Annotated in this window: 16 protein-coding genes and 1 pseudogene; 9 read left to right on the top strand and 8 right to left on the bottom strand. The window is 36.0% G+C overall.

The features are described from left to right. Window positions 1-387: 387 nt before the first annotated feature. From IPH66_13310 to IPH66_13290, 5 genes are all read left to right on the top strand, one after another. The gene (locus tag IPH66_13310; GenBank protein MBK7130322.1) at window positions 388-1,494 is read left to right on the top strand and encodes a hypothetical protein; all 1,107 of its coding nucleotides are present in this window, start codon (window positions 388-390) and stop codon (window positions 1,492-1,494) included. A 29-nt stretch (window positions 1,495-1,523) separates the two neighbouring features. After that, a complete protein-coding gene (locus tag IPH66_13305; GenBank protein MBK7130321.1) occupies window positions 1,524-2,267 on the top strand; it encodes a hypothetical protein in 744 nt (247 codons plus the stop codon). A 66-nt stretch (window positions 2,268-2,333) separates the two neighbouring features. After that, window positions 2,334-3,227: an outer membrane beta-barrel protein gene (locus IPH66_13300; GenBank protein MBK7130320.1), complete on the top strand. Its 894-nt coding sequence runs from the start codon at window positions 2,334-2,336 to the stop codon at window positions 3,225-3,227. Then, a complete protein-coding gene (locus tag IPH66_13295) occupies window positions 3,217-4,485 on the top strand; it encodes an outer membrane beta-barrel protein (protein MBK7130319.1) in 1,269 nt (422 codons plus the stop codon). The genes IPH66_13300 and IPH66_13295 overlap by 11 nt, the downstream gene beginning before the upstream one ends. Window positions 4,486-5,034: 549 nt before the next feature. After that, window positions 5,035-7,437, top strand: coding sequence for a T9SS type A sorting domain-containing protein (locus IPH66_13290; GenBank protein ID MBK7130318.1), 2,403 nt, complete (start codon window positions 5,035-5,037; stop codon window positions 7,435-7,437). 222 nt (window positions 7,438-7,659) lie between these two features. Here the strand turns inward: IPH66_13290 and trxA are convergent, their stop codons facing one another. Beyond that, a complete protein-coding gene (gene trxA / locus IPH66_13285) occupies window positions 7,660-7,959 on the bottom strand; it encodes a thioredoxin (GenBank protein ID MBK7130317.1) in 300 nt (99 codons plus the stop codon). Window positions 7,960-8,113: 154 nt separating this feature from the next. On the opposite strand from trxA, the gene IPH66_13280 reads away from it, so the two are divergent. Together IPH66_13280 and IPH66_13275 are read left to right on the top strand one after the other, a co-directional pair. Beyond that, window positions 8,114-9,988 (top strand): sulfatase-like hydrolase/transferase, encoded by a 1,875-nt coding sequence (locus IPH66_13280; GenBank protein ID MBK7130316.1) that lies wholly within the window; start codon window positions 8,114-8,116, stop codon window positions 9,986-9,988. A 105-nt stretch (window positions 9,989-10,093) separates the two neighbouring features. Next, window positions 10,094-11,815 (top strand): T9SS type A sorting domain-containing protein, encoded by a 1,722-nt coding sequence (locus IPH66_13275; GenBank protein ID MBK7130315.1) that lies wholly within the window; start codon window positions 10,094-10,096, stop codon window positions 11,813-11,815. A gap of 333 nt (window positions 11,816-12,148) precedes the next feature. Here the strand turns inward: IPH66_13275 and IPH66_13270 are convergent. The 7 genes and pseudogenes from IPH66_13270 to IPH66_13240 form a co-directional block, all read right to left on the bottom strand. Then, window positions 12,149-12,756: pseudogene (locus IPH66_13270) on the bottom strand (Fic family protein). After that, complete coding sequence (locus IPH66_13265) at window positions 12,749-12,970, bottom strand: antitoxin VbhA family protein (GenBank protein ID MBK7130314.1); 222 nt, start codon at window positions 12,968-12,970, stop codon at window positions 12,749-12,751. The pseudogene IPH66_13270 and the gene IPH66_13265 overlap by 8 nt, the downstream one beginning before the upstream one ends. A gap of 1,570 nt (window positions 12,971-14,540) precedes the next feature. Beyond that, window positions 14,541-14,963, bottom strand: a complete 423-nt coding sequence (locus IPH66_13260; protein MBK7130313.1) for a hypothetical protein — start codon at window positions 14,961-14,963, stop codon at window positions 14,541-14,543. 232 nt (window positions 14,964-15,195) lie between these two features. Continuing rightward, window positions 15,196-15,510, bottom strand: a complete 315-nt coding sequence (locus IPH66_13255; GenBank protein ID MBK7130312.1) for a helix-turn-helix transcriptional regulator — start codon at window positions 15,508-15,510, stop codon at window positions 15,196-15,198. Beyond that, window positions 15,485-15,832: a type II toxin-antitoxin system RelE/ParE family toxin gene (locus IPH66_13250; GenBank protein MBK7130311.1), complete on the bottom strand. Its 348-nt coding sequence runs from the start codon at window positions 15,830-15,832 to the stop codon at window positions 15,485-15,487. Before IPH66_13250 ends, IPH66_13255 begins: the two co-directional genes overlap by 26 nt. 526 nt (window positions 15,833-16,358) lie before the next feature. Then, window positions 16,359-16,946, bottom strand: coding sequence for a hypothetical protein (locus IPH66_13245; protein ID MBK7130310.1), 588 nt, complete (start codon window positions 16,944-16,946; stop codon window positions 16,359-16,361). Window positions 16,947-17,000: 54 nt separating this feature from the next. After that, on the bottom strand, window positions 17,001-17,507 hold the full coding sequence (locus IPH66_13240; protein MBK7130309.1) for a hypothetical protein: 507 nt from the start codon (window positions 17,505-17,507) through the stop codon (window positions 17,001-17,003). A gap of 96 nt (window positions 17,508-17,603) precedes the next feature. Here IPH66_13240 and IPH66_13235 point away from each other — a divergent pair, with 96 nt between their 5' ends. Continuing rightward, window positions 17,604-18,542 (top strand): acyl transferase, encoded by a 939-nt coding sequence (locus IPH66_13235; GenBank protein ID MBK7130308.1) that lies wholly within the window; start codon window positions 17,604-17,606, stop codon window positions 18,540-18,542. A 96-nt stretch (window positions 18,543-18,638) separates the two neighbouring features. Next, on the top strand, window positions 18,639-21,869 hold the full coding sequence (locus IPH66_13230) for a VCBS repeat-containing protein (GenBank protein MBK7130307.1): 3,231 nt from the start codon (window positions 18,639-18,641) through the stop codon (window positions 21,867-21,869). Window positions 21,870-21,880 lie beyond the last annotated feature (11 nt).

The raw sequence follows: 21,880 nt of genomic DNA, 5'->3' as shown, positions 1-21,880 counted from the left end.
TAAGGGTAATTATTTAGGTGGGCAAAAAAGTGTTTTATCTATTTATATCTTCAAAATAGATAACCGAAAGATTATTTAATTTTTTATTACGGTAAAAAAACAAATGCGCCAAAATTCCCTTCAATTAAAATTACATGATGATATAACGCTACAACAGGCGCACTATGTTAGATCACATTTTTCATTTTCAATTTAATATCCAATTGATCCAATGCTATACTAAGTCAACGAAAATCATACCTCACTATTCATTAATCACTCTACACCTAACTACATGATACAAATCATGTTGCAGTTTATTTAAATTTTAATACATTAGCACAGTTTAATCCAATAAAAAATCAAATTTTATGTTTACCCCCCCCCCTTATTTCTAAAAAGGGCGTTATGCGTGCGCTAATTGCCTTTTGTGTTGTGCTTGCAAATACACATTACCTCAATGCACAAAATCCTACGGTCATCAGTGACTCATTAGTTGTTCAACAACGGTTGTATGCAAAAGAAAAATTAGTAGTTGATCAAGAGGCAAGGTTTAAACAAGATGTTATTGTTAAAGGTGATTTGAAAGCCAAGAGTGATGTACGCATTGACAGTTTATTGAAGGTTGACGGAACAACACGATTGTTAGGTAGTGTAAAAATGGAGGGACTTGGAACTGCAACTACGATCACATCAGAAACAGAAATTCTATTGATAATGCCCAACGGAAATATCATACGCGGAGATATTGACGGTATGCTGAATGCTTTTGCAAACCCGCAAGGCATTACTACGGATTATTGTACTGCAAATGGTGGTATTGCAAAATGGTGGGCGGTTGCTCAAAAATTATTTACTGCCTGCCCTGATGTAAATGTGGGTATTAGAACAGATGATCCGCAGTTTGCACTGCATACAGTGGGTACAACTTATTCTAAATCTTTTTTAGCAGGGAGTACTTTTGGATCTACCAATGCGTATTTTAATGTGATTGGTTTGTCTAATGCCGCAACTTTAATGAACCTTGGTGTAAAACTGGGTGTTTCACCTGAAGAAATAAGATTTACCGTCTCTGGTTATGGTGAGGTTAAAATTACAAATACGGGTACACAACCTTCGTTACTGATAAATAATGGAAAGGGTCATGCAATTGTGGTACATGCCAATGATGGCAATAAAATTTTACAATTAGAAGATGATGGTTTGTTGCGTGCACGAGAAATTAGAGTTGATCAGGATACCTGGGCTGATCACGTTTTTGATGATGATTACCATTTGCCAAAATTGGGAGACGTTGCCCAATTTATTAAAGTGAATCATCACCTACCCGGTGTGCCAAGTGCTGAACAAATTGATCAAGACGGGCTTAATTTAGGCGAAATGCAAAAAATTCAAATGCAGAAAATTGAGGAGATGACTTTGTACCTCATTGAAATGGAAAAAAATATGGCGAAGATGGAAACCAGAATTACTGAACTGGAAAAGGAGAATGCTTCTTTGAAGCATCAGAAATAGTGTATATATAAAATTCTATTACCTGAAGTATGAACACAACAAGAGTACATATATCCACGGCATTAACCGTTTGCCTCTTGCTGATTAGCCTGTTGTCTAAAGCTGAAGATACACTTCCATTACCAAAAAAGAACAGACTACAACTGGATTTTTATGCCGGACCTAATTACACCTTCAGAAATTTACATTTTCAAAATAACTCATTGGAGGAACAATATAACCAAAATGAATTTGCAAAATTTAATTTTTGCGCTGCGGAAGCTATGCGTATAAATTTTAATAATCATTTTTCACTCAGAATAGGATTTCGAATTTCAAGAGTTTCGTATAAATCGAATTATCAGGACTCGATTAATGTGGGAACTGATAATGGAGATGTCCAATATCGTTCCGGAATATATCAATTTAACTTCCTTCAGTTTGGTTTTCCAATAGATCTTTTACTTTTTATCCCACTTAACAACCAAAGAAATAGCATATATTTTGGTTCCTCATTTTCCTTGGGATTAGTCCATCGTAATTTTTTAGTAAACGGCTATGAACGTTCTACTAGTTCCTCTGTTTTGAGTCCTCAATATCCAAAGGGCATCGAATCAGAAATTAATTATTCGTTTTTGACCGGATATAATTTAAATTTAAATAACCGACTTTCAGGATTCGTTGAATTTGCACATACAAGATCATTGACCAAATTATCATTTCGCGGTCAAACACTATATTCAACGCATCTCATTATTGGAATTGCGGCGCATGGAATATTTACAAAAAATTGAAAATTAAACCATATTGGTATTACCAGAAAATAATTTATTCATACTATTTTCTAAGAGATTAAAATTATGTCACAATCTAAAAAATTCTTCCATAAAAATTTATTGCTCGGCACACTATTTTTTTTGCCGGGTATTGATTTATCAGGGCAAACATTTGAAGTTGGTTTTGACAATCTTGATTTTTACTCTAGCAGCAGAAATGGTCAAGAGCGTTCATTCTATGCTATTGTTAAAAGCGATGTTCACAATATTGATACTCCGTATCTGAAGGGATATATAAATATTTATCAAGCACCAAATCCTTGGAGTGGAAATAGTGAAGATAAGGGAGTGTATAACTCCGGGGGTAAAATCACAAATCTTGCGTTATCTCCATTTGGTGGTGCCACATATATTGGCGATAAATTTATAAATTTTAAAAATTTCTCAACTCAATTTGGTTTCGAATTTAGCGCGTTATTTAGTAGCAATATGTCTCTTGGGGTGGGAATTTCAATTGAAGCATTAAAAAGTTATTCTGAAATTTCGCTGAGCTATAACTCTGTTGTATTAAATCGCACAATTCAAAATCAATATAAGTTTATTAGCATACCAATTATTCTTAATTATCATTTTATGCCAAATAGTAATTGGCGACCATTTTTGGGTCTAAAAATTATTGGTTCAGTTTTAACTTGTAATAAACAGACTTCAGAAGACGAATTATTTTATAGTGAAAGTGAATTTTATAACAATGGAGACTTTACTAGTTTTATATCAGCACAGATGGGCATAGAATATCAATTCCATCAACGAATCCGAATCCAATTTGGAATTGATTATCGTTTGGCACTAACTCCACTTAAATGGGAATACCTCGGACAGAGTGGAAACGTTATTGTCAACAAGAGTTATTTCCGCTATTCTAGTCTTGTATTTGGCATCAATTATTTGTTAAAATCTCAAAAACATGAAAAGTAAAATCGCTATTTTATTAGTTCTACTAATTAACCAAGCAATTAGCCAGACATTTCGAAATGGTTTTGACAACCGCGATTTTAGTTCAAGCGGCGGCAATGGTCAAGGTGCATCCTATTACAGCAATGTATCAAGTAAGCTTCATAATGATGAATCTGTTTTTTTGATTGGGTACATGAACATGTTTTTTGCAACGCATGATAAAAAATATTTGGATCAGTTTATAATTCATACAAAACGGGTGCAAGAAAGGAGAGATGATAATATTTTGACTCTATCGTCAAATGAGTTAATTGGATTTCCAACCCAATTTTTTGATTTTCATGAAACAATTCTCAAGGGTCATGAAGAATTTTCGGTCTATCCTGTAGATCATTCATACAGTATCCTTTATTGGAAGAATGAACCAAACCATGCGAGTAATTCAGTTTGTAAAAAAAAATATTTACTGCCGGAAAAAGCGAAACCAAAACATATTCAACTGGGATTTTATGGAACTTTGAATGCTGCTTTTCCAACTTATTATGATTCAACTGTGAGAACACCAATTAGTTTGTTCGATAATGGATATTTTGAACCTTTATTAAATATTGATGACACCATCTGTGATAATGATACAAGAATAGCAGAAAAAAATCGAATCTGGAATCTGGGCCTAATGTTTAATATCAATTATTTGTTTCCAGATTTTTATACGAGTACTAATTATTACCGGATTGCGAAACCTCAGCTTCAATACGGCGCAACTATTTTGGTAACCTATGGACACTCACGTTTTATTAATATACACAGTGGAATTTCATTTGATCGTCTTGAAGCAAAGGCTATAAATTCAGGGAATCCAATATTGGGTCAAACTGACACAACTCTCTCTTTAAAAACATCTACATATTCCTTCTTGAGTATTCCGCTCTTATATGTGATTAATATATTAGAAAATAAATACAGAATGCAAATTGCTCCCTTTGTTGGACTGTCATTTCTATACTTATTGGAAAACCACACAACCTATCAAAATGATTCCGGACAATATTCGGAAAAGAGTTTTTTCACCGATGTCGAAAGAGATATTCTGTTTAATACCGGAATATTGTATTCACATGTGCTTTCAGATCATCTTGAGTTAAAAATATGCGCACAAGCAATTAAACAACTTACACCATTTAAACGATATGAAATGAGTACGGCAGGACATATACTTGAAGAACGGGAGTTTCTGACGTATATAAAATTTTCAATGGGTTTGGCATTTAGATTTTAACGGTTTATTTTTATAGTATCAACGAAAATATTTCTAACAAAACAAAGTATGAAATTTACTAAAAATATAATTTACTTTATCCTGATTCTGAAGATATCAATAGCTCATTCCCAAACCTTCCGTACCGGTTTTGATAAAAGAGATTTCAGTAGTAGCGGCGGCAATGGTCAAGGTGCATCCTATTATAGCAATGTAGCAAGCAAAATTCACAATGATGAGTCTGTTTTTTTGATAGGTTATATGAATATGTATTTGGCAACGCACGATAAAAAATATTTGGATCAGTTTATAATTCATACAAAACGGGTGCAGGAAAGGAGAGATGATAATATTCTGTCAATTCAAAACCTGTTGATAAACTTTTTTCCTGTGGTGATGCCAATTGCTGAAGACGCATGGTGTTTCGAGGACTATCAGTTCTGCACAAAACCGATAGAAAGTTTATCTGAAATTGAAATAACAAATAAGGCGTGGTCTTATATCGATGATCCATGTGATTGTATTTTAGTTTCCCCTGCCCCCGTCCAATCCGGAGAAATCACCTACCCCATGGCATTATTTGTTTGGTACATGCAAAGTGACCCTGCATTTATGGCATTGCAAAATGAGCCATTACCCCTTGAGGCGCAAACGGTGCCTGCTTCAACCGGGTGTCCGTCAACCAATTTACAAACTTATAGTGATTATGCCTTTTGGTTGAGGTGCAGAATTTCTGAAACAATTGCATATCATGAAGATGCCGATAACCTCATTGATAATTGGGGATGGGAATATGATGAAAATATTGACAAAGAGCATTATCACGTAGAGTATTTAAATGGCAATACGTCATTTGGCAGAACCATAGCCTTGATGTACCTGATTACAGGTGAACAATTCTACTATGATAGAACAGTTGCAATTGCAGAATTGGTTGATTTTTGGATTGAAGAAAATGTAAAAGTTGTGAATGGTATTGATTACCCGTATTACTCTTGGTTTTATAGTTGGACAGCAGGTTCGACTGAATGCATTGAGGATGTTGGACACGCCTATTTAACCATGCAGTTTGCAGATATCTGTTACAAAAACGGAATCACTCATAACAGCACAGGTGCCCCATTGTTTGATCTTGTTGACATGCAAAAATTTGCCAATACAATTGTATTCAGTGTTTATAAGCAGCCTCTAGATTTTTACCAAACTACGGCAGGTTCAAATCTCACTGGTGCAATTTGCAATACCGGCGGCATCTCTCGCTATGCTTTTCTGGCTGATTACAACCCGTACATTTTTCAAATGATGTCTGATTATAGTTGTGAGGGTTCTATCTATGGCTCATACATTGCCGGCGAGGCTCATTTAGCAACCATGGCAGATTTATCAATTCTGCAAAGCACGTTTCACCAATCACAATCTATCAACAATGAAAACTTTAAATTTAATCCCGTTGCCGTACGTCGTGGTAGTAGTCCTGCCAGTTCTGTTTTCAATTTAGCCTGCGGTGATTTTAATAATGATCAGAAACTTGATTTCATTACCGTTGATGAAAGTGTAACCGGCAACGGTATTTTTTATTTGTACACACCGTCAATTTGTGAAAATCCAAATGCATCCGGCAATTGCTGGGTTCAGGGATCAAGTGCGCCGCATGGCACTGTGCAATGGAAAGGAATTGCAGGTGGAAATTTTGATCAATCAATGGCACCTGCTGATCACAATGGTGATGAATTATTTGCACTTGAAAGTGATGGGTCAGTATATTTTTTAAAGGTCAATGCAAGCACTTTTTCTGAACAATCAGTTGCATCATCATTCTTATGGCAAGGTATAACGGGATATGATTTCATTAGCACACTTCCGGGAGATGAGGCGCTTGCCATATCTACCGGTGGAGATTTATATTTTATTGGCTATTACAGCGGAATGATACAATTATCTCCTGCAATATTTTCTACCGGTTTTAATCAAATCAGAGGTATTGCAGCAGGTCAGTTTGATCTTACTGATTCAAGACCACAAGTAGCAGTGTTAGATGAAACAAGCGGAATTACTATTTATAGTTTTGATCAAAACAGTACAACATTTGTTCCTATTCATTCATATTCAGGCTTAGGTTCAGGTAATAACTGGTCTGGTTTTACAGCCGGTGATTTTGACGGTGATGCACAAGATGAGTTGGTGGCACATAGAACTACTGATGGTCAGATGATGATATTCAAAGTAAAAACAACGGGGATAGAAAAAATATATACTGAATATTTTCACCCACAGCAGCAAATCAGTACACTGATAGCCGGAAATTTTGGTATTAACTCATTCAACGAACAATTACTTGTGTTCCGAAATTTTGAAGGACAAATCACCCTATTCAATATTGAAGGAAATTGCCCCAATCTTTTTGTAGAAAATAAAACCCTTAGTACAAATACATCTATTGATAATAACTATTCATTTGTTGAGAATGATTACATACTAGATTATCATGTTAACAACACCCTGCTGTCTTCAGATGTGTTGATAGAAAATGGCACGAGTGTTGACTTCAGTGCCGGACACGCAGTGGTGCTGAGTACTGGTACTTCTGTAGAACCGGGTTCAAACTTTCATGCCTACATTGATCCCTCACAAGCGTGCGGTTCAGATTTCTTTCTAAAAAATCAAATGAATCAATCAACTGAGCACAAAGGAGAAACTGTTCCGGCTGAAACAGTTAAGGAAGATGATAAAAAAATGAGTGTGCAGCTTTATCCTAATCCAACAGATGATGAATTTATCTTACTGGTTGATGCTTTTATATTATCAGACTCACCCGTGCTTGAACTTTACACTATTAATGGGGTTTTAATTAAGACCGAATTGATACAATCAATATCAACACACATCTCAGTGAACGAATTATCGGCAGGCATATACTTTGTATACATCAAAACTGAATCTGGAAATGAAACAATGAAGTTGGTGATCGAATGAGTTTGTGCAGGCTAAATTCAATATATGATATCATTGTTTTATTGCATGACATTTAAAGCAATTAAATCAGTGGTCAATTAATAAAACAATATCTGGCCGCAAAGCTTGCAAGGATTGGTATTTATCTAGACGGCGGTCATAAACGATACCATAGTAGGAATTTTAATTTACAACCCGCAAATACAATATCAACGTCTAACACCAAAATTGTTACTAAATCCCTCACCCATCATACCCCTCAATCAACTTCACCAACTGATCAGCCGGCAACACGCCCGATTGTCTCCAAATAGGTTCACCATTTTTATACAAAATCAATGTGGGCACTGAACGTACATTTAATTTTGCTGCCAGTGCCTGATTATTGTCTACATCAATTTTCACAATTCTGGCTCTTGAACCAACACGTGATGAAACATCTTTTAAAATAGGCGCCATGGTTTGACATGGTCCACACCATGATGCAGAAAAATCTGCCAAAACCAATTTTTGTGATTGTATGAGGTCTCTAAACTTGCTCATAATCTCAATTTTTTACAAAGTTACGGCGCTAGGCGTGAATTCATGGTGACTGAAATCACGTGGTGACCAAACTATGTGTATTTTTGCCGGACGAACAATAACGTAACGAAATCTAAATATCTAGATAACCATTGCCAAGATCAGACTCTTTCAAATGAAACAACAACTATTATTTCCTTTAAGACTCTTCATTATTTGGTTGTTGATTTTTACTTTTCAGCGTATCTTATTTGTATTTCATTTTTATGGTGAGTTGGAAGGTCATTACGCTGATTTGTTTATTTTGCCCTGGCATGCCTTGAGACTTGATGCTTCAGGTATCAGCTACTTGATTGGTCTTCCGTTTTTGATTTCGTTGTTTGCTTTTTTTCCTAAAACTGAGAAAGGAATTCGCATCATTAACCGGGTGATATTTATTTTGATGTGGACTCTCATCGTAATTTCATCATTAATTGCAGCCAGTGAAATTGTGAGTTATTACGAATGGCAAACCAAATTGTCTTCCAAAATTTGGATTCATTTTACTACACCTTCTGAAATTTTCCGCACCTCATCAGGCTCATACACCTACTGGTTCATTTTGTATTTTGTACTTGAATTGGTTTTTGCTTGGTTTATTTACGTGAAATTATTCCGCAAAAATTATCTGGGCGTAATTGATTTGAGCATTACAAAAAAGATTGGAACCGGTTTGATTTATTTTTTCATTGGCACTTCACTCATTGGTTTGGGTGTGCGCGGGGGCGTGCAGGAAATTCCGGTCAGCGCTACAGATGCGTACTATTCTCAATCAAGATTAGTGAATGATATTTCAGTAAATCCGGTATGGAATTTTATACACATGTCATACGCGTATCTGAAAGTTGATTTGGAAGAATACTACGATAATTTACCGGTTGATGAAGCAGAAAAATTACGTGATGAAGTGTATGCAACCGCACCGGCTGATTCAGTCAACTATATTTTCACAACAGATCGCCCAAACATCATACTCATTACGTTTGAAGGTTGGTCAGCACAAATGATAGAACCCTTGGGAGGTGAAAAAGGAATTACGCCACACTTTAATCAATTATGTACTGAAGGTGTTTTGTTTTCCCAGATCTATGCAACCGGCGGAACATCAGAAGTTGGGCACGCGGCTATTATGAGTGGTTATCCTACACTTGCTGGAATTTCCATTTCAACTGAATCTGCTAAATGCAGAAAATTACCCAGCCTTAACCAGGTTTTAGAAGCTGAAGGATATAGAACGTTTTATACTTTTGGCGGTTCTCTTTCGTATGGAAATATTGGTGGATATTTATCTGATGTAGGCTTTGATCGTTTGGTTGATGAAAATGATTTGAACTTGCAACCCAAGGGAAAATTAGGCATTCATGATGAAGCCATGTTCCCGTATTTTTTATCTGAAATTCAACAAGCCAAACGACCGTATTTTTATGGTATGTTCTCTCAAAGTACGCATGCGCCTTATGACATGCCTTGTGATCCATTTGAAGGATATGATGGTGATGGTTATGTAACCAGCATGCATTACGCTGACGAACATCTGCATAAATTTATTGAAGAGATTAAAAAATTACCTGACTATGAAAATACGCTTGTTATTATGATTTCAGATCATGGCAAAACCAATATCATTAATGCAGACACGTATGACGAAAAATATTTTCATATTCCATTACTTCTCTGGGGAGGCGCAATAAAACCTGAATGTCAGGGAATGGTGATTGATAAAATTGGATCACAAGCAGATCTTGCTAAAACATTATTAAATCAACTCAAATTAAACAGTGAAGATTTTCATTGGAGTAAAGATTTGATGAATCCAAATTCACCTGAATGGGCGCTGTGCACATCCACTTTATCTTATGGGTGGAAAGATTCATCAGGATATACCGTGTATCAGATGATTAATGAGCATTTGCTTAAAAGCGCATACGCCGATGAGCAAAAAACCGACCTTGTTCTAAAAAAATGTCGTGCCGTGCTAGAGTGCATGTTCAGGGAGTTTAAAGAACTCTAGTGATAGAAATGTGAAAAATTCAACAAGGCTTCATGAAGTTAATGTTTCTTAATTCGCTTGAATTTTGTTAATTTGTCCTTGAAAATTTACTAAATCTGAAAAACCATGAAAAAAGTTTTACTAATTGCAAGTGCAATGCTCATCTCCTTTATGAGTACTGCGCAGATTATTTGCTATGTGGAGGCTCCATCTCCAAATGAAGGCAACTATGACTTCACTTATGCTGAAGGAACTTCCTGGGCAGTGCCTGATATGACCAACCCTGCCAACGCAGTTTCAGGTATAATGGAATTTGTAGATGATGGTACCTCTGCTGATTCATTGAGCTGCAACCCTGCAGTTAATAACCTCACCGGAAAGGTAGCAGTATGTTACCGTGGAAGCTGTGAGTTTGGTTTAAAAGCACTCAACGCGCAAAACCAAGGTGCCATTGCGGTGATCATTATCAATAATGCCGCCGGTGCTCCGGTTGCAATGGGTGGTGGTGCTGAAGGTCTCAATGTAACCATTCCGGTTATCATGATTTCTAATACTGACGGTGCTTTATTACGTCCTGAAATTTTAGCTGAAAACACTACCGTTTTCATCGGTTCAAAAAATGGACTTTATGGTGATGACTTAGGATTTACTGATGCTGATTTGTTGCGTGCTGAAAGTTTCTCTAACGTACAATTGCTTTGTCAAGATAACACCGAGTTTGAAATTGAAATTGGTACTTGGGTAAGAAACTATGGTAGCAATGATCAAACAGGCATTACCTTAAATTGTATGATTGATTTGGGTGCTTCAAATGTGTATGATGAAACTTCAGCTCCATTTGATTTGCTTTCTGGTGATTCAGTTTTTGTTTCACTTCCAACTTTCTCTCAAACTTCGTATGCAAACGGATATTATGACATGGTTTACACTGTTGACATGACTCCATTAGATGAATCAACCTATGATAACCAACGTGAAGCTGATTTTATGATCAATGATTCACTTTGGTCGTATGGTCAGGTTAATGATGTAACATTACAACCGGTAAACACACAAAACTTGTTTAATGGTTCTACTACTTCACTTGAAACGTGTCTTGCTTTTCAAGATCCAAATGCAAGCAGATTATTTGCAAGAGGGATGACTTTCTCAGCCGGTACTTCACAAAATCCAACAGCAACCAGCATAGATGGTGAATTTGTTGAAATCACCGTGTATGAGTGGACTGATGTTTTCGCAGATATCAATGATGTGGCATTAGACTTAAATAATATTACCATCAGCGACATTACCTCAGCTGAATATATTTATACAGCCAACCTGCAAGGTGAAAATGTATATGTAGAATTTGAAGAATATATTCCGCTTGAAGACAATATGCGTTATTTGTTCTGCCTGAATCTTTATTCACCTGCTATTTATCCGGGATACGATTCTGACCTAGATTATAACTGGAACTTTGAAACCTATTTACAACCAATCAACATGGTGCGTATTGATGGTGGTCAATGGTATCCTGCAGGCTACGGCACTGATCTTTCACCTGCTGTAACAATCAATTTTCAAGATGTAAATACCATTGGACTAGTTGAGCTTCCGCAAAATGATTTGACAGCTTATCCAAATCCTGCAAATCAGGTAGTGAACATTCCGCTTGGACAATGTGAAGGAAACATTTCAGTTGCCGTGGTTGACATCACCGGTAAAATTGTTTCAACGCAAAACATTACCATGAACAACGCCATGCTTACTATTGACGTTACATCATTGCCAACAGGTATGTACACCTTAAAACTTACCATGGAAGATGGAAGTTCTAAAGATGTTCAGATTGTTGTGAATCGCTAAGATTTTTTTCAGATTTTTAAAGAACCGTCATCTCACAAGATGGCGGTTTTTTTTTGTGGTAAATGAAAATGCTGATGCAGTGGAATTAATATAAACCCAAATGTTGCAATAGCGTTTTAATGTTACGCGTGAGGGTTGCAAATGAAAATCCATAACGTAGGCGCAGGTCGCGACCTGCGCCTACACGACGATCAAAATTTGCAACCCGTTTGGTTCAACCATAAATGAATTTAAGCAAAATATCTTTTTCAATTTAGGATTTTGAGAGGATTTTCTTTCACTGATTTTTATACAAGAGTGGTACAAATGTTGCGCTTTATATAAGCTGTTTTTCTATTTATCATTCGTGCCAATTAGTTCAACAATTAATTCTGTCAAAGTCTGCACGTCACTTTCAATTGTGCCTTTCATATATTGTTCGTAAACACTTCTGTTGTTTGGAGGATTGAGATTAAGTTTCAAGTCTTTTTCTAAAGCCAACAGTCTTAAAAACTCTCTTTGTGCTCGTCCATTTCCTTCTCTGAATGGGTGTAAATAATTGACGTTATCCAAAATTTCCGCCAATTTCTCTGCAAGTAGCTTTTTATTGACTTTCGGAATTTTCTTGAACCCAGCAATTAATTGGTCAATATACCTGAAAGCGTTGTCAAAGTGGGTAGTAGGGAAGAACTGTTTGCCGTCTTTGCTAATTTCAACTGTTCTTTTTTCTCCTGCCCAAGAATATATGTCTTGAAATAAATATCTATGAATTTCAAAGAGGCTTTCAATCCCTTTTATTTTTATTGGATCCTCGTAAAGATCTTGAAGTCGTTTTGTTAGCGCACCGCTCTCAACAAAGAGCAAAATATCGGAATCGGTATATCCTGTAAATTCCTTAAAACACCTGTCTTAGGGTCAGTGTAGGTGTAATCAGGGTCTATGTAATTGTAGGAATTAGACATAGGCTTTTTGTTTGGCGTATGCAACAAATTCTGCTAGGGATATTTTTCCCGTTACATAGTCCCTAATAATTTCAATGCCTTTGGGCGTAGGTTTAAATCCTTCAAACATATTACTCCCCAAAGCGTTTGCAGTACCTTCTAATGTTTTCAAGTCTGAAAACTTAACACCCATTATTGTCAGATTGCTTCGGTCTATTTCTATCGTGTTGAACATATTTTACAGTCTTTACTCCATTTCAAATTTACAAAATATTTAGGTCAAATCACTTGTTTTTGTCGCGTTAAATTGGCTTTCAAACTACACATGAAAGTAGTAACAAACCCTTGATTAAAAGTACAGGCATTAAAATTATACCAGTTGTTAATTTTGATTATTCCAAAAATTTTCAACCGTTAATTCCGCTTATTTTGCATAAGTACCCACCAAGCGGAACAAAATATTTTTTTAGAGCTTTCAATTTGAAATAAATTTTTCGCGACAATATCAGAACAGGATACTAAGTGTCACTTTATTGAAAAATTCCGGCACAAAATGCCAACACAATTTTCCTACAATTAACAGCATAAAAAATAAAAATTATAATTTTGACATATCGAATCCAAGGTGAGCGCAGAGATGAAAGCTTGAGGCTTTGCATAGCATGCGGTGTTATGCAGTGTTTTTTTGCGTATAAGTTTTCCTCTTCGGTACTTTTCAATAATTGTAGTCTCTCCGTCGATTGGATAATATTTCCAAATGCCATGCTTCTTTCCATATTTCCATTTTCCTTCAAATTTTATACGATCCCTCTTATGTTCGCATGACGTGGCAAATTCATTGAACGTATAATACTCTAATTCCCACCCGTGTTTTTCGTTGTAAAAATATGCGCATTGATTTATCAATCCGTGGTAAACACCCATAAATACATGGCTGTTAGTGTAAAATGTGTCGACTTCAGAAAGTGTGTCATGACAACAGCTATACCTGAAGGTAGAGTCAGTACAATCTAGAAGAATTAAACCGCGCTTCGGAATAAACTCATATTGAGTTAACAAATACTCAACTGGTGTCGAGTCATTAAGTTCCGAATATTTATCGATTAGAATGTATCTGCCACTTAGACTATCTACTGAAAAGATATTTTGAGAAAAGCAACTAATGCCAAACCATAACAAAGAAACAATAGAAACAATTTTCACGAACATGTTGACTTTTCTTGACTCAGTGGAGTGTACTCTTTGAAATAATGCATAACGGCAGTCCGTCCAAAAACCCCTTTCAACCCCAACCGCCTCATTAAAATTAATCAATTAAATGAGTTTTAAGCGATGATTATTTGAGGTTTTATAAAAGTGAATTGGTGTTTGAGAATAAAAATTGTGCTGGAAATCTTCTCAAAATCAAATTATACAAAAGGATATTGATGTTACGCATGAGGGTTGCAAATGAAAATCCATAACGTAGGCGCAGGTCGCGACCTGCGCCTACATGACGATCAAAACTTGCAACCCGGTTTGCTCAGCCTTTAATGTGTCAAGTCAAAATATTTTTCGATTTATAAATTTTGGTTGTGAAAAATTCCGGCACAAAATGCCAACACGATTTTCCAAGAATGGATAACATTAATAATAATTATTTGACGTATCAAATCCAAGGTGAGCGTTGAGATCAGGGCTGGAGGCTTTACATAGCATGTGGTGTTATGTTTAGTTTTATCAGTTATTAACACTTTCTCTCTCTTTTATAAGTCGCGGTTTTGTAACTCAAAAAAATCAGTGATTACTTGCATACTTCAATTCCGTCAATTTGTCGAGAAAATTGTTGTCGTTCCAATTCCGCCTACAACCCACGTATTCGAAATTTGTTTTGTAGTAAATTTGGAAATAATCCAACCTTCAAATTCTGAATCAGGTACAATAATTTCGGTTTCATTCTCAAAAATAAGATGCAACTCACCTGACTTTGAGCATTCAGAATGTTTTATCACATATTGGTCTGAACATAAGTGTTTCATCAGAGAATCCTTTGAACTCTGCTTGATATGGTTGATCTGATTAAATCTGATTATTTGAAAGTCCGTAAATATTTCCAATACAAATTCTGCAGAGTTAGTTCCTTGTTCGGATAATTCGATTCTTTGTCCCATGGTACTGATACTTGAAATGACATAACCTTGAAGTGGAAGTGAATAGGATTTTCCTTTCTCGAAAATTTTATTTTTCATGTCATTTTTATTAATTAAGCATAACGGACTACGCATAAAAGTAGTAGCGCAACCTTGATTAAAAGTACTGAACTTAAAAGTACCCACCAAGCGGAACAAAAACTTTTTTAATAATCCCGATAGCCATCGGGAGTGTTTAAAAAATTTTTGTGCGGCGCTGCTGCTATGAAACACTTAAAATTGGAGAACCGAAGCGCCATTACTTTTAGCATGTGGTGTTATAAACCGTTTTTTACAAGTCAATTACGATTTTGACTTTACCACCAAGTCCTTTTTCAACAATATCAAATAATGTTCTCAAAGTAATATTGCTTCCGTCGTTTTCAACGCGTGAAATATAAGTTCGTTTTTTGTCAACGAGTTCGGCTAAATCTTGTTGAGTTAAATTTCTCTTTTCACGAGATTCGCGCAAGAGAAGTCCGATTTTAAATGTTTCGGTATCACGATCAAGTTGATCCCTTCTCTCAGTACCCTTTTTTCCGTATACGTTGTCTTTTATGTCGCTCCAACTTTTGTGTTTTTCATTTTCGTTTTTTTTCTTGGTAATATTCACTCATTAATTTTTCAGCTTTTGCAATTTCCTTCGAAGGTGTTTTTTCCGTCTTTTTTGCAAAGCCGTTTAAAAGAATCACAAGTTTTCCTTCGTCAAAAAAGCAAAATACTCGCCAAATATTTGAACCTAATTTAATTCTTGCTTCATACAGTCCGTCCGTTCCTGTTAATACTTTTAAGTATGTGTTCGGAACACGCTCAAAGGTTTCAATAATTTCAATGACTTTATAGATTTTGTCTTGAATTTTCTTCGGATGCGACTTTAAGAAGTCTTCGAAGTAATTCTTATATGCTATAACGTGACGAACCTTTTTAATTATAAAACACAAAGGTAACTTAAAAGTTACATAAAGTCAAGTGAAATTCGAAATATTTTTGGAATGGTTTATAACGGCAGTCTGTCCAAAAACCTCTTTTGAGATAACCACCAATCTAAAATTAATCAATTAAACGAGTTTTAAGCGATGATTATTTGAGGTTTTATAAAAGTGAATTGGTGTTTGAGAATAAAAATTGTGCTGGAAATCTTCTCAAAATCAAATTATGCAAAAGGATATTGATGTCACGCGTAAGGGTTGCAAATGAAAATCCATAACGTAGGCGCAGGTCGCGACCTGCGCCTACACGACGATCAAAATTTGCAACCCGGTTTGCTCAACCTTTAATGTGTCAAGTCAAAATATTTTTCGATTTATAAATTTTGGTTGTGAAAAATTCCGGCACAAAATGCCAACACAATTTTCCAAGAATTAACAGCATAAAAAATAAAAATTATAATTTTGACATACCAAATCCATGGTGAGCGCTGAGATCAGGGCTTGAGGCTTTACATAGCATGCGGTGTTAGCTGCTGCCTTTTCTAGTTAGGTTTTCTCCAACTGTATTGTCAGATGAAACATTCGGGTCCAATTTAAATTCAAATGCTCCTGACTGAATTATTTGTTCGAAGGTATCAATGCTAAATGTCAAACGTTGATTCCGGAAAACTGTTGGTAAACTCTGAAGTCTTTCCAAAAGCATCTTATTCGAAAATGATTTTGGAATCTTCCAAATAGTCCCGCCTTCGCGTTCTTCTGTATAATACTGAAAATTCAATTTTTTGAGGTATAGAATACTAGTATTTTTGTCTTTGATATTTTGAATATGTAGGTCGTATTTGTCGTAACGAAGACCGATTTTGAAGCCAACAAGCCATCTTTCTAATGGCAAACCAGAACCGGGCTGAAACATTTCTTCCGTTTTTTTGTCAACGAAAAAACCGTTCCAAGCACCGCCATATATTTCTTCAGATGGTGTCTTACTCAGAAAAGGTATATACCATGCGAAATCGTGGTCAACAATATTTTTGTCGTCAATAGCATAGCGGTCAACTGATTCTTTGTCAGAATTAATAGTCGTCAAAATTTTCTGTTTTGCTTGTTCTATTGTCATTGGGTTGCAGCTAACAATCTTCTAAACTCAATACTACCCCACCCCCACAAAAAATCAAGGCACAATTTCTTCAGTCTCCAAAACATTGCTTTCGTTCAGGGCCCGGTCAATGAGTTTAATGGTAAATTTGATGGTATCAGACTGATCTGAAAATGGATTTTGAAAATCATTCAATGCTACAGCAATGGTGCCTTTCATGCCTCGTTGCTTGCCTTTCACTGCAATGCGCTCCATTCTATATTTAAATGAAATTGAATCACCGGCCAAATCAGTTCCTCTCATCCAACCCAATGCATCGTCTTTTTCATAATAATCAAGATAGAGATTATAATAATAGTAAGATGAACTATCATAAGGCGGATCCAATTCAGTATCACTCAAACCAACATCCCCGTCTCCATCTGTGAAGTGAAATCTGATCACGGCGCTGTCTGTCATGTTAATGAACTCTGGTTCGCTGATAATTGGTTCAATCGGAAATTCTTCACCCTTGAAGCATGATGACAAAGTGAATCCGGTGATGACCAGAAAAAAGAAAATATATTTTCGTTGACAAAACAAAACGCAATGAATTGATTTATGCCCTAAATTTACAAAGAAATATTAAGCAGCACAATTAACCTGAAATCAACGGTACCATACGACAAAGTTTTTTCCATTAAATCAGATGATGATTTTAATGATGTTGCCCTGCAAATTTTCAGGTTTCAGTTGGCTGCTAATCCGGTGTATAAAGAATATGTTGAGCGTATTCATTCATCGGTAAATCATATTCAGCATTATTCTCAGATTCCGTTTTTACCCATATCATTTTTTAAAACGCATGAGGTAGTTTGCGCGGCTGAAGTAGAAACCACCTTTTACAGCAGTGGTACAACTAAAAACAATCTGAGCCGCCACCTGGTTGCTGATCTTGAACTGTACAATCAATCATTGCTCAACGGATTTGAACTTTTTTTTGGACCGGTTTCAGATTATTCAATTTTTGCTTTGCTGCCCTCATATCATGAAAATAAAAATGCCTCCTTGCTTTACATGGTTGAACAACTTATCACAGCATCCGGGAATGAAGGCGGATTTTTTCTAGATGATCTGAATACATTACCAAACCAACTGGCAAAAGCAAAACAAAAAAACAAGGTCATGCTACTTGGCGTTTCTTATGCATTGCTTGATTTGGCTGAACAATGTCAGCCTGATTTGCATAACATACTCATCATTGAAACCGGAGGCATGAAAGGGAGGCGACAAGAACTCATCAAATCAGATTTGCATAAAATTCTCAAAGAAAAATTTCAATCTCAAAGTATAGGATCTGAGTATGGTATGACAGAATTATTGTCACAAGCCTGGTCAAAGGGAGATGGAGTTTTCACCTGTCCGCCTTGGATGAAAATACTCACGCGTGAATACAATGATCCTTTTGAATTAATTCAAGGAAAAACCGGAGGTATCAACGTAATTGATCTGGCTAATATCTGGTCATGTTCATTTATTGCTACACAAGATCTTGGTATAGTGAACGGAAATCAATTTGAAATTGCCGGCCGTTTTGATGATGCTGACTTGCGAGGTTGTAATTTGCTGGTGGGGTAAACGCTGAAAGGCATTATAAATTCTTATATTTGATTAACTGGAATTTTTTTGAACAGAGAATTTCTTCCGCTTCCACAAAAATTTCTGATGTTCCACATGCGTATGAAAAAATTTAATTCCATAGTTCTGCTTTTGATCATCTTCATCAACTCACAAGCTCAATCCAACCAACCACTGTTTGAATTACTCTCACCCAAAAAAACAAAAGTTGATTTTCAAAATTCTGTGATTGAGAATGACAGCCTCAATTATTTTTATTTTGATAATTTATACAATGGTGCAGGGGTAGCAACCGGTGATATCAACAATGATGGTTTAGCAGATATTTATTTTACATCAAACCTGGGATATGATCAGCTTTACATCAACCTGGGCAATATGAAATTTAAAAATATCACCAAAAAAGCATTCCCCCAACAAGATCATTCCGGTTGGCATACCGCAGTTTCTTTTGCAGATGTGAATGCAGATGGTTGGCTTGATATTTATGTTTGTAAACATGGTCTTGGTCAAACAGAAAAAGTGAACTTCAGAAATTTGCTTTACATCAATAACCGCGATAATACCTTTACTGAAAAAGCAAAAGAATACGGCATTGATGATCCCGGACGATCAATGGATGCAGATTTTTTAGATTATGATATGGATGGTGATCTGGATCTTTTTGTAACTAATCATCGTGAAAATCTATCCATCATGGATATCTATAACAAGATTCCCTATACTGAACTCTTTCATTCAAACCGCCTCTATCGAAATGATGGTGATAAGTTCACGGAAGTAACAAAAGCAAGCGGACTGTTGAGTTTTGGTTTTTGTCTTGCTTCATCAGTTGGTGATTTGAATAATGATGGCTGGCCTGATATTTACGTTGCCAGTGATTATGATACGCCTGATTTTATGTTCATCAATCAACAGAATGGAAAATTTAAAAATGAGGTGCGTGATAGAGTAAGACATACTTCACAATACTCCATGGGAATTGACATTGCAGATTTTAATAATGACTTGGCAGCTGATTTATTTGTGTTAGATATGTCAAATAAAGATTACGCCAAATCAAAAACCAATATGGGTGCAATGAATGTTGCAACATTCTGGGACAATGTGGCCAAAGGATATCATCATCAATACATGTACAATATGCTTCAACTTAATTTGGGCACCGGTTATTTTTCAGAAATTGCGCAACTATCAGGTATAGCAAGCACTGATTGGAGCTGGGCTCCATTAGTTGCAGATTTTGATCAAGATGGATGGAAAGATTTATTTGTAACCAACGGTTATTTACGTGAAGTGAGAAATAAAGATTTTACCTCAACACTGAAAGATTACATGGCAACAAAACCCAATCCGTTTAATTGTATGGATATGCTTTCAAAAATTCCGCAATCACATGAAATTAATTACGCGTATAAAAACAAAGGAGATTTGACATTTCAAGATGTATCAACCGAATGGGGTATTACCATGGGTAGCAATTCACACGGTGCGGCTTATGCAGATTTAGACAATGATGGTGATCTTGATCTTGTGATTACGGCAATTAATGAACCGGTGCAAATTTTAGAGAACAAACTCAATGAAAATAAATATCTGAAAATTTCACTTAAAGGATCAGTCAATAATCCTTTCGCATATGGGGCTAAAGTAATTGTTCATACTGATCAATCTAACCTGATGCAAGAACTTTATCCATCGCGCGGCTATGCATCATCATGCGAACCTGTTTTAATTTTTGGGTTGGGTGATGCAACAGAAATAAGAAGTGTAGAAATTATTTGGAATGCAACAGAGCAAACCACACTTGGATCGCTAGAAATAAATTCAACTCTCCTTGTTGATTACTCACAGTCACGCATTGAAACTCCGTCACCACTTTTCAATTTGCCCTCATCATCCAAACAATTCAGCAAGTTTTCTGAAATACCATTTGATGATTTTGCAACAGAAGTTTTGTTGCCGCATAAAATGTCTGAATTGGGTCCTTTTATGTCCGCAGGTGATATTATAGGTGATGGCTTGTCTGATTTTTATGTTGGAGGCACGCGCGATAAGGCAGGTAAATTATACATGCAAACTTCATCAGGTTTTGATGAAATTCAACAAGATGCTTTTGCAAAGGATTCAATGTTTGAAGATGCCGGTTCAGTTTTTTTTGACGCAGACAGTGATGGTGATCAAGACCTCTATGTAGTGAGTGGAGGTAATGAATATAAAGCGTATTCTCCTTTCTATCAAGATCGTTTGTATCTCAATAACGGCAAAGGAATTTTCACACGAGACATCAACGCATTGCCTGAAATAAATGCAAGCGGACAAAAAGTAGTAACCCATGATATTGACAAAGACGGTGATCAGGATTTAATTGTGCTTGGAAGACAAGTGCCGGGATTTTATTTACTCAAACCTGAGTCATATATTTTACTAAATGATAAAGGAAAATTCACTAATAAAACAAAAGAAATTGCACCTGAATTGCAATTTGCCGGTATGATCACGGATGGTACATTTTCAGATTTTGATGCAGATGGTGATGATGATTTAATCATTGTTGGTGAATGGATGAAGCCTTTGTGTTTTGAAAATCAAAACGGAAAATTTGTTCAGACCGAGAAAATAAATTCTTGTGAAAAATTATTTGGATGGTGGAATTGCATCACTGCGGTAGACATAAACAGTGATGGTATACATGAGTATGTGTTGGGTAATGTTGGGTTGAATAATAAATTTCATCCATCTGCTGAATTTCCTCTTTCAGCAAGGTTGGAAGATTTTGATAAAAACGGAACACATGATTTGGTGCTGACAAAATATTTTGGAGGTGTGCTTCATCCTGTGCGAGGACGTGGTTGTTTATCTGATCAGATTCCGGAAATTAAACAACGTTTTCAGACTTACGAAGCATTTGCAACTACGCCTGTTGATCAGATTTTTAATTTTACTACTGATCCTGAAATTGCCACTGAGTTTGCCAGCGGTATTCTCATGTGGAATGATGGTAAACTTGATTTCATTCCGTTCAGCAATTTTGCGCAAATCGGACCTATCAATAAAATTATTCCGCTTCACTTAAACCATGATCCGTATCTTGACTTCATGGCTTTTGGAAATAAATATGAAGCAGAAATTGAAACTCCGAGATATGATGGAAACCCGGGTATGGTTTTTCTCAATGATGGCGGCACAGGTAACTTTGATATTTATCCTTTAGAACAAAACGGGCCTTTCGTAAACAGAAATGCGAAAGATGCCTTGTTGGTTGGAAATCTGATTCTGGTCTCCAATTCAAGTGAAGGTGTTTATCAGTTGGAATATTTCTGGTGATACTAATTTTC

This window comes from Crocinitomicaceae bacterium, assembly GCA_016708105.1.
Lineage (GTDB): Bacteria > Bacteroidota > Bacteroidia > Flavobacteriales_D > Crocinitomicaceae > JADJGJ01.
This window is presented reverse-complemented; position numbering and strand designations above follow the sequence as displayed.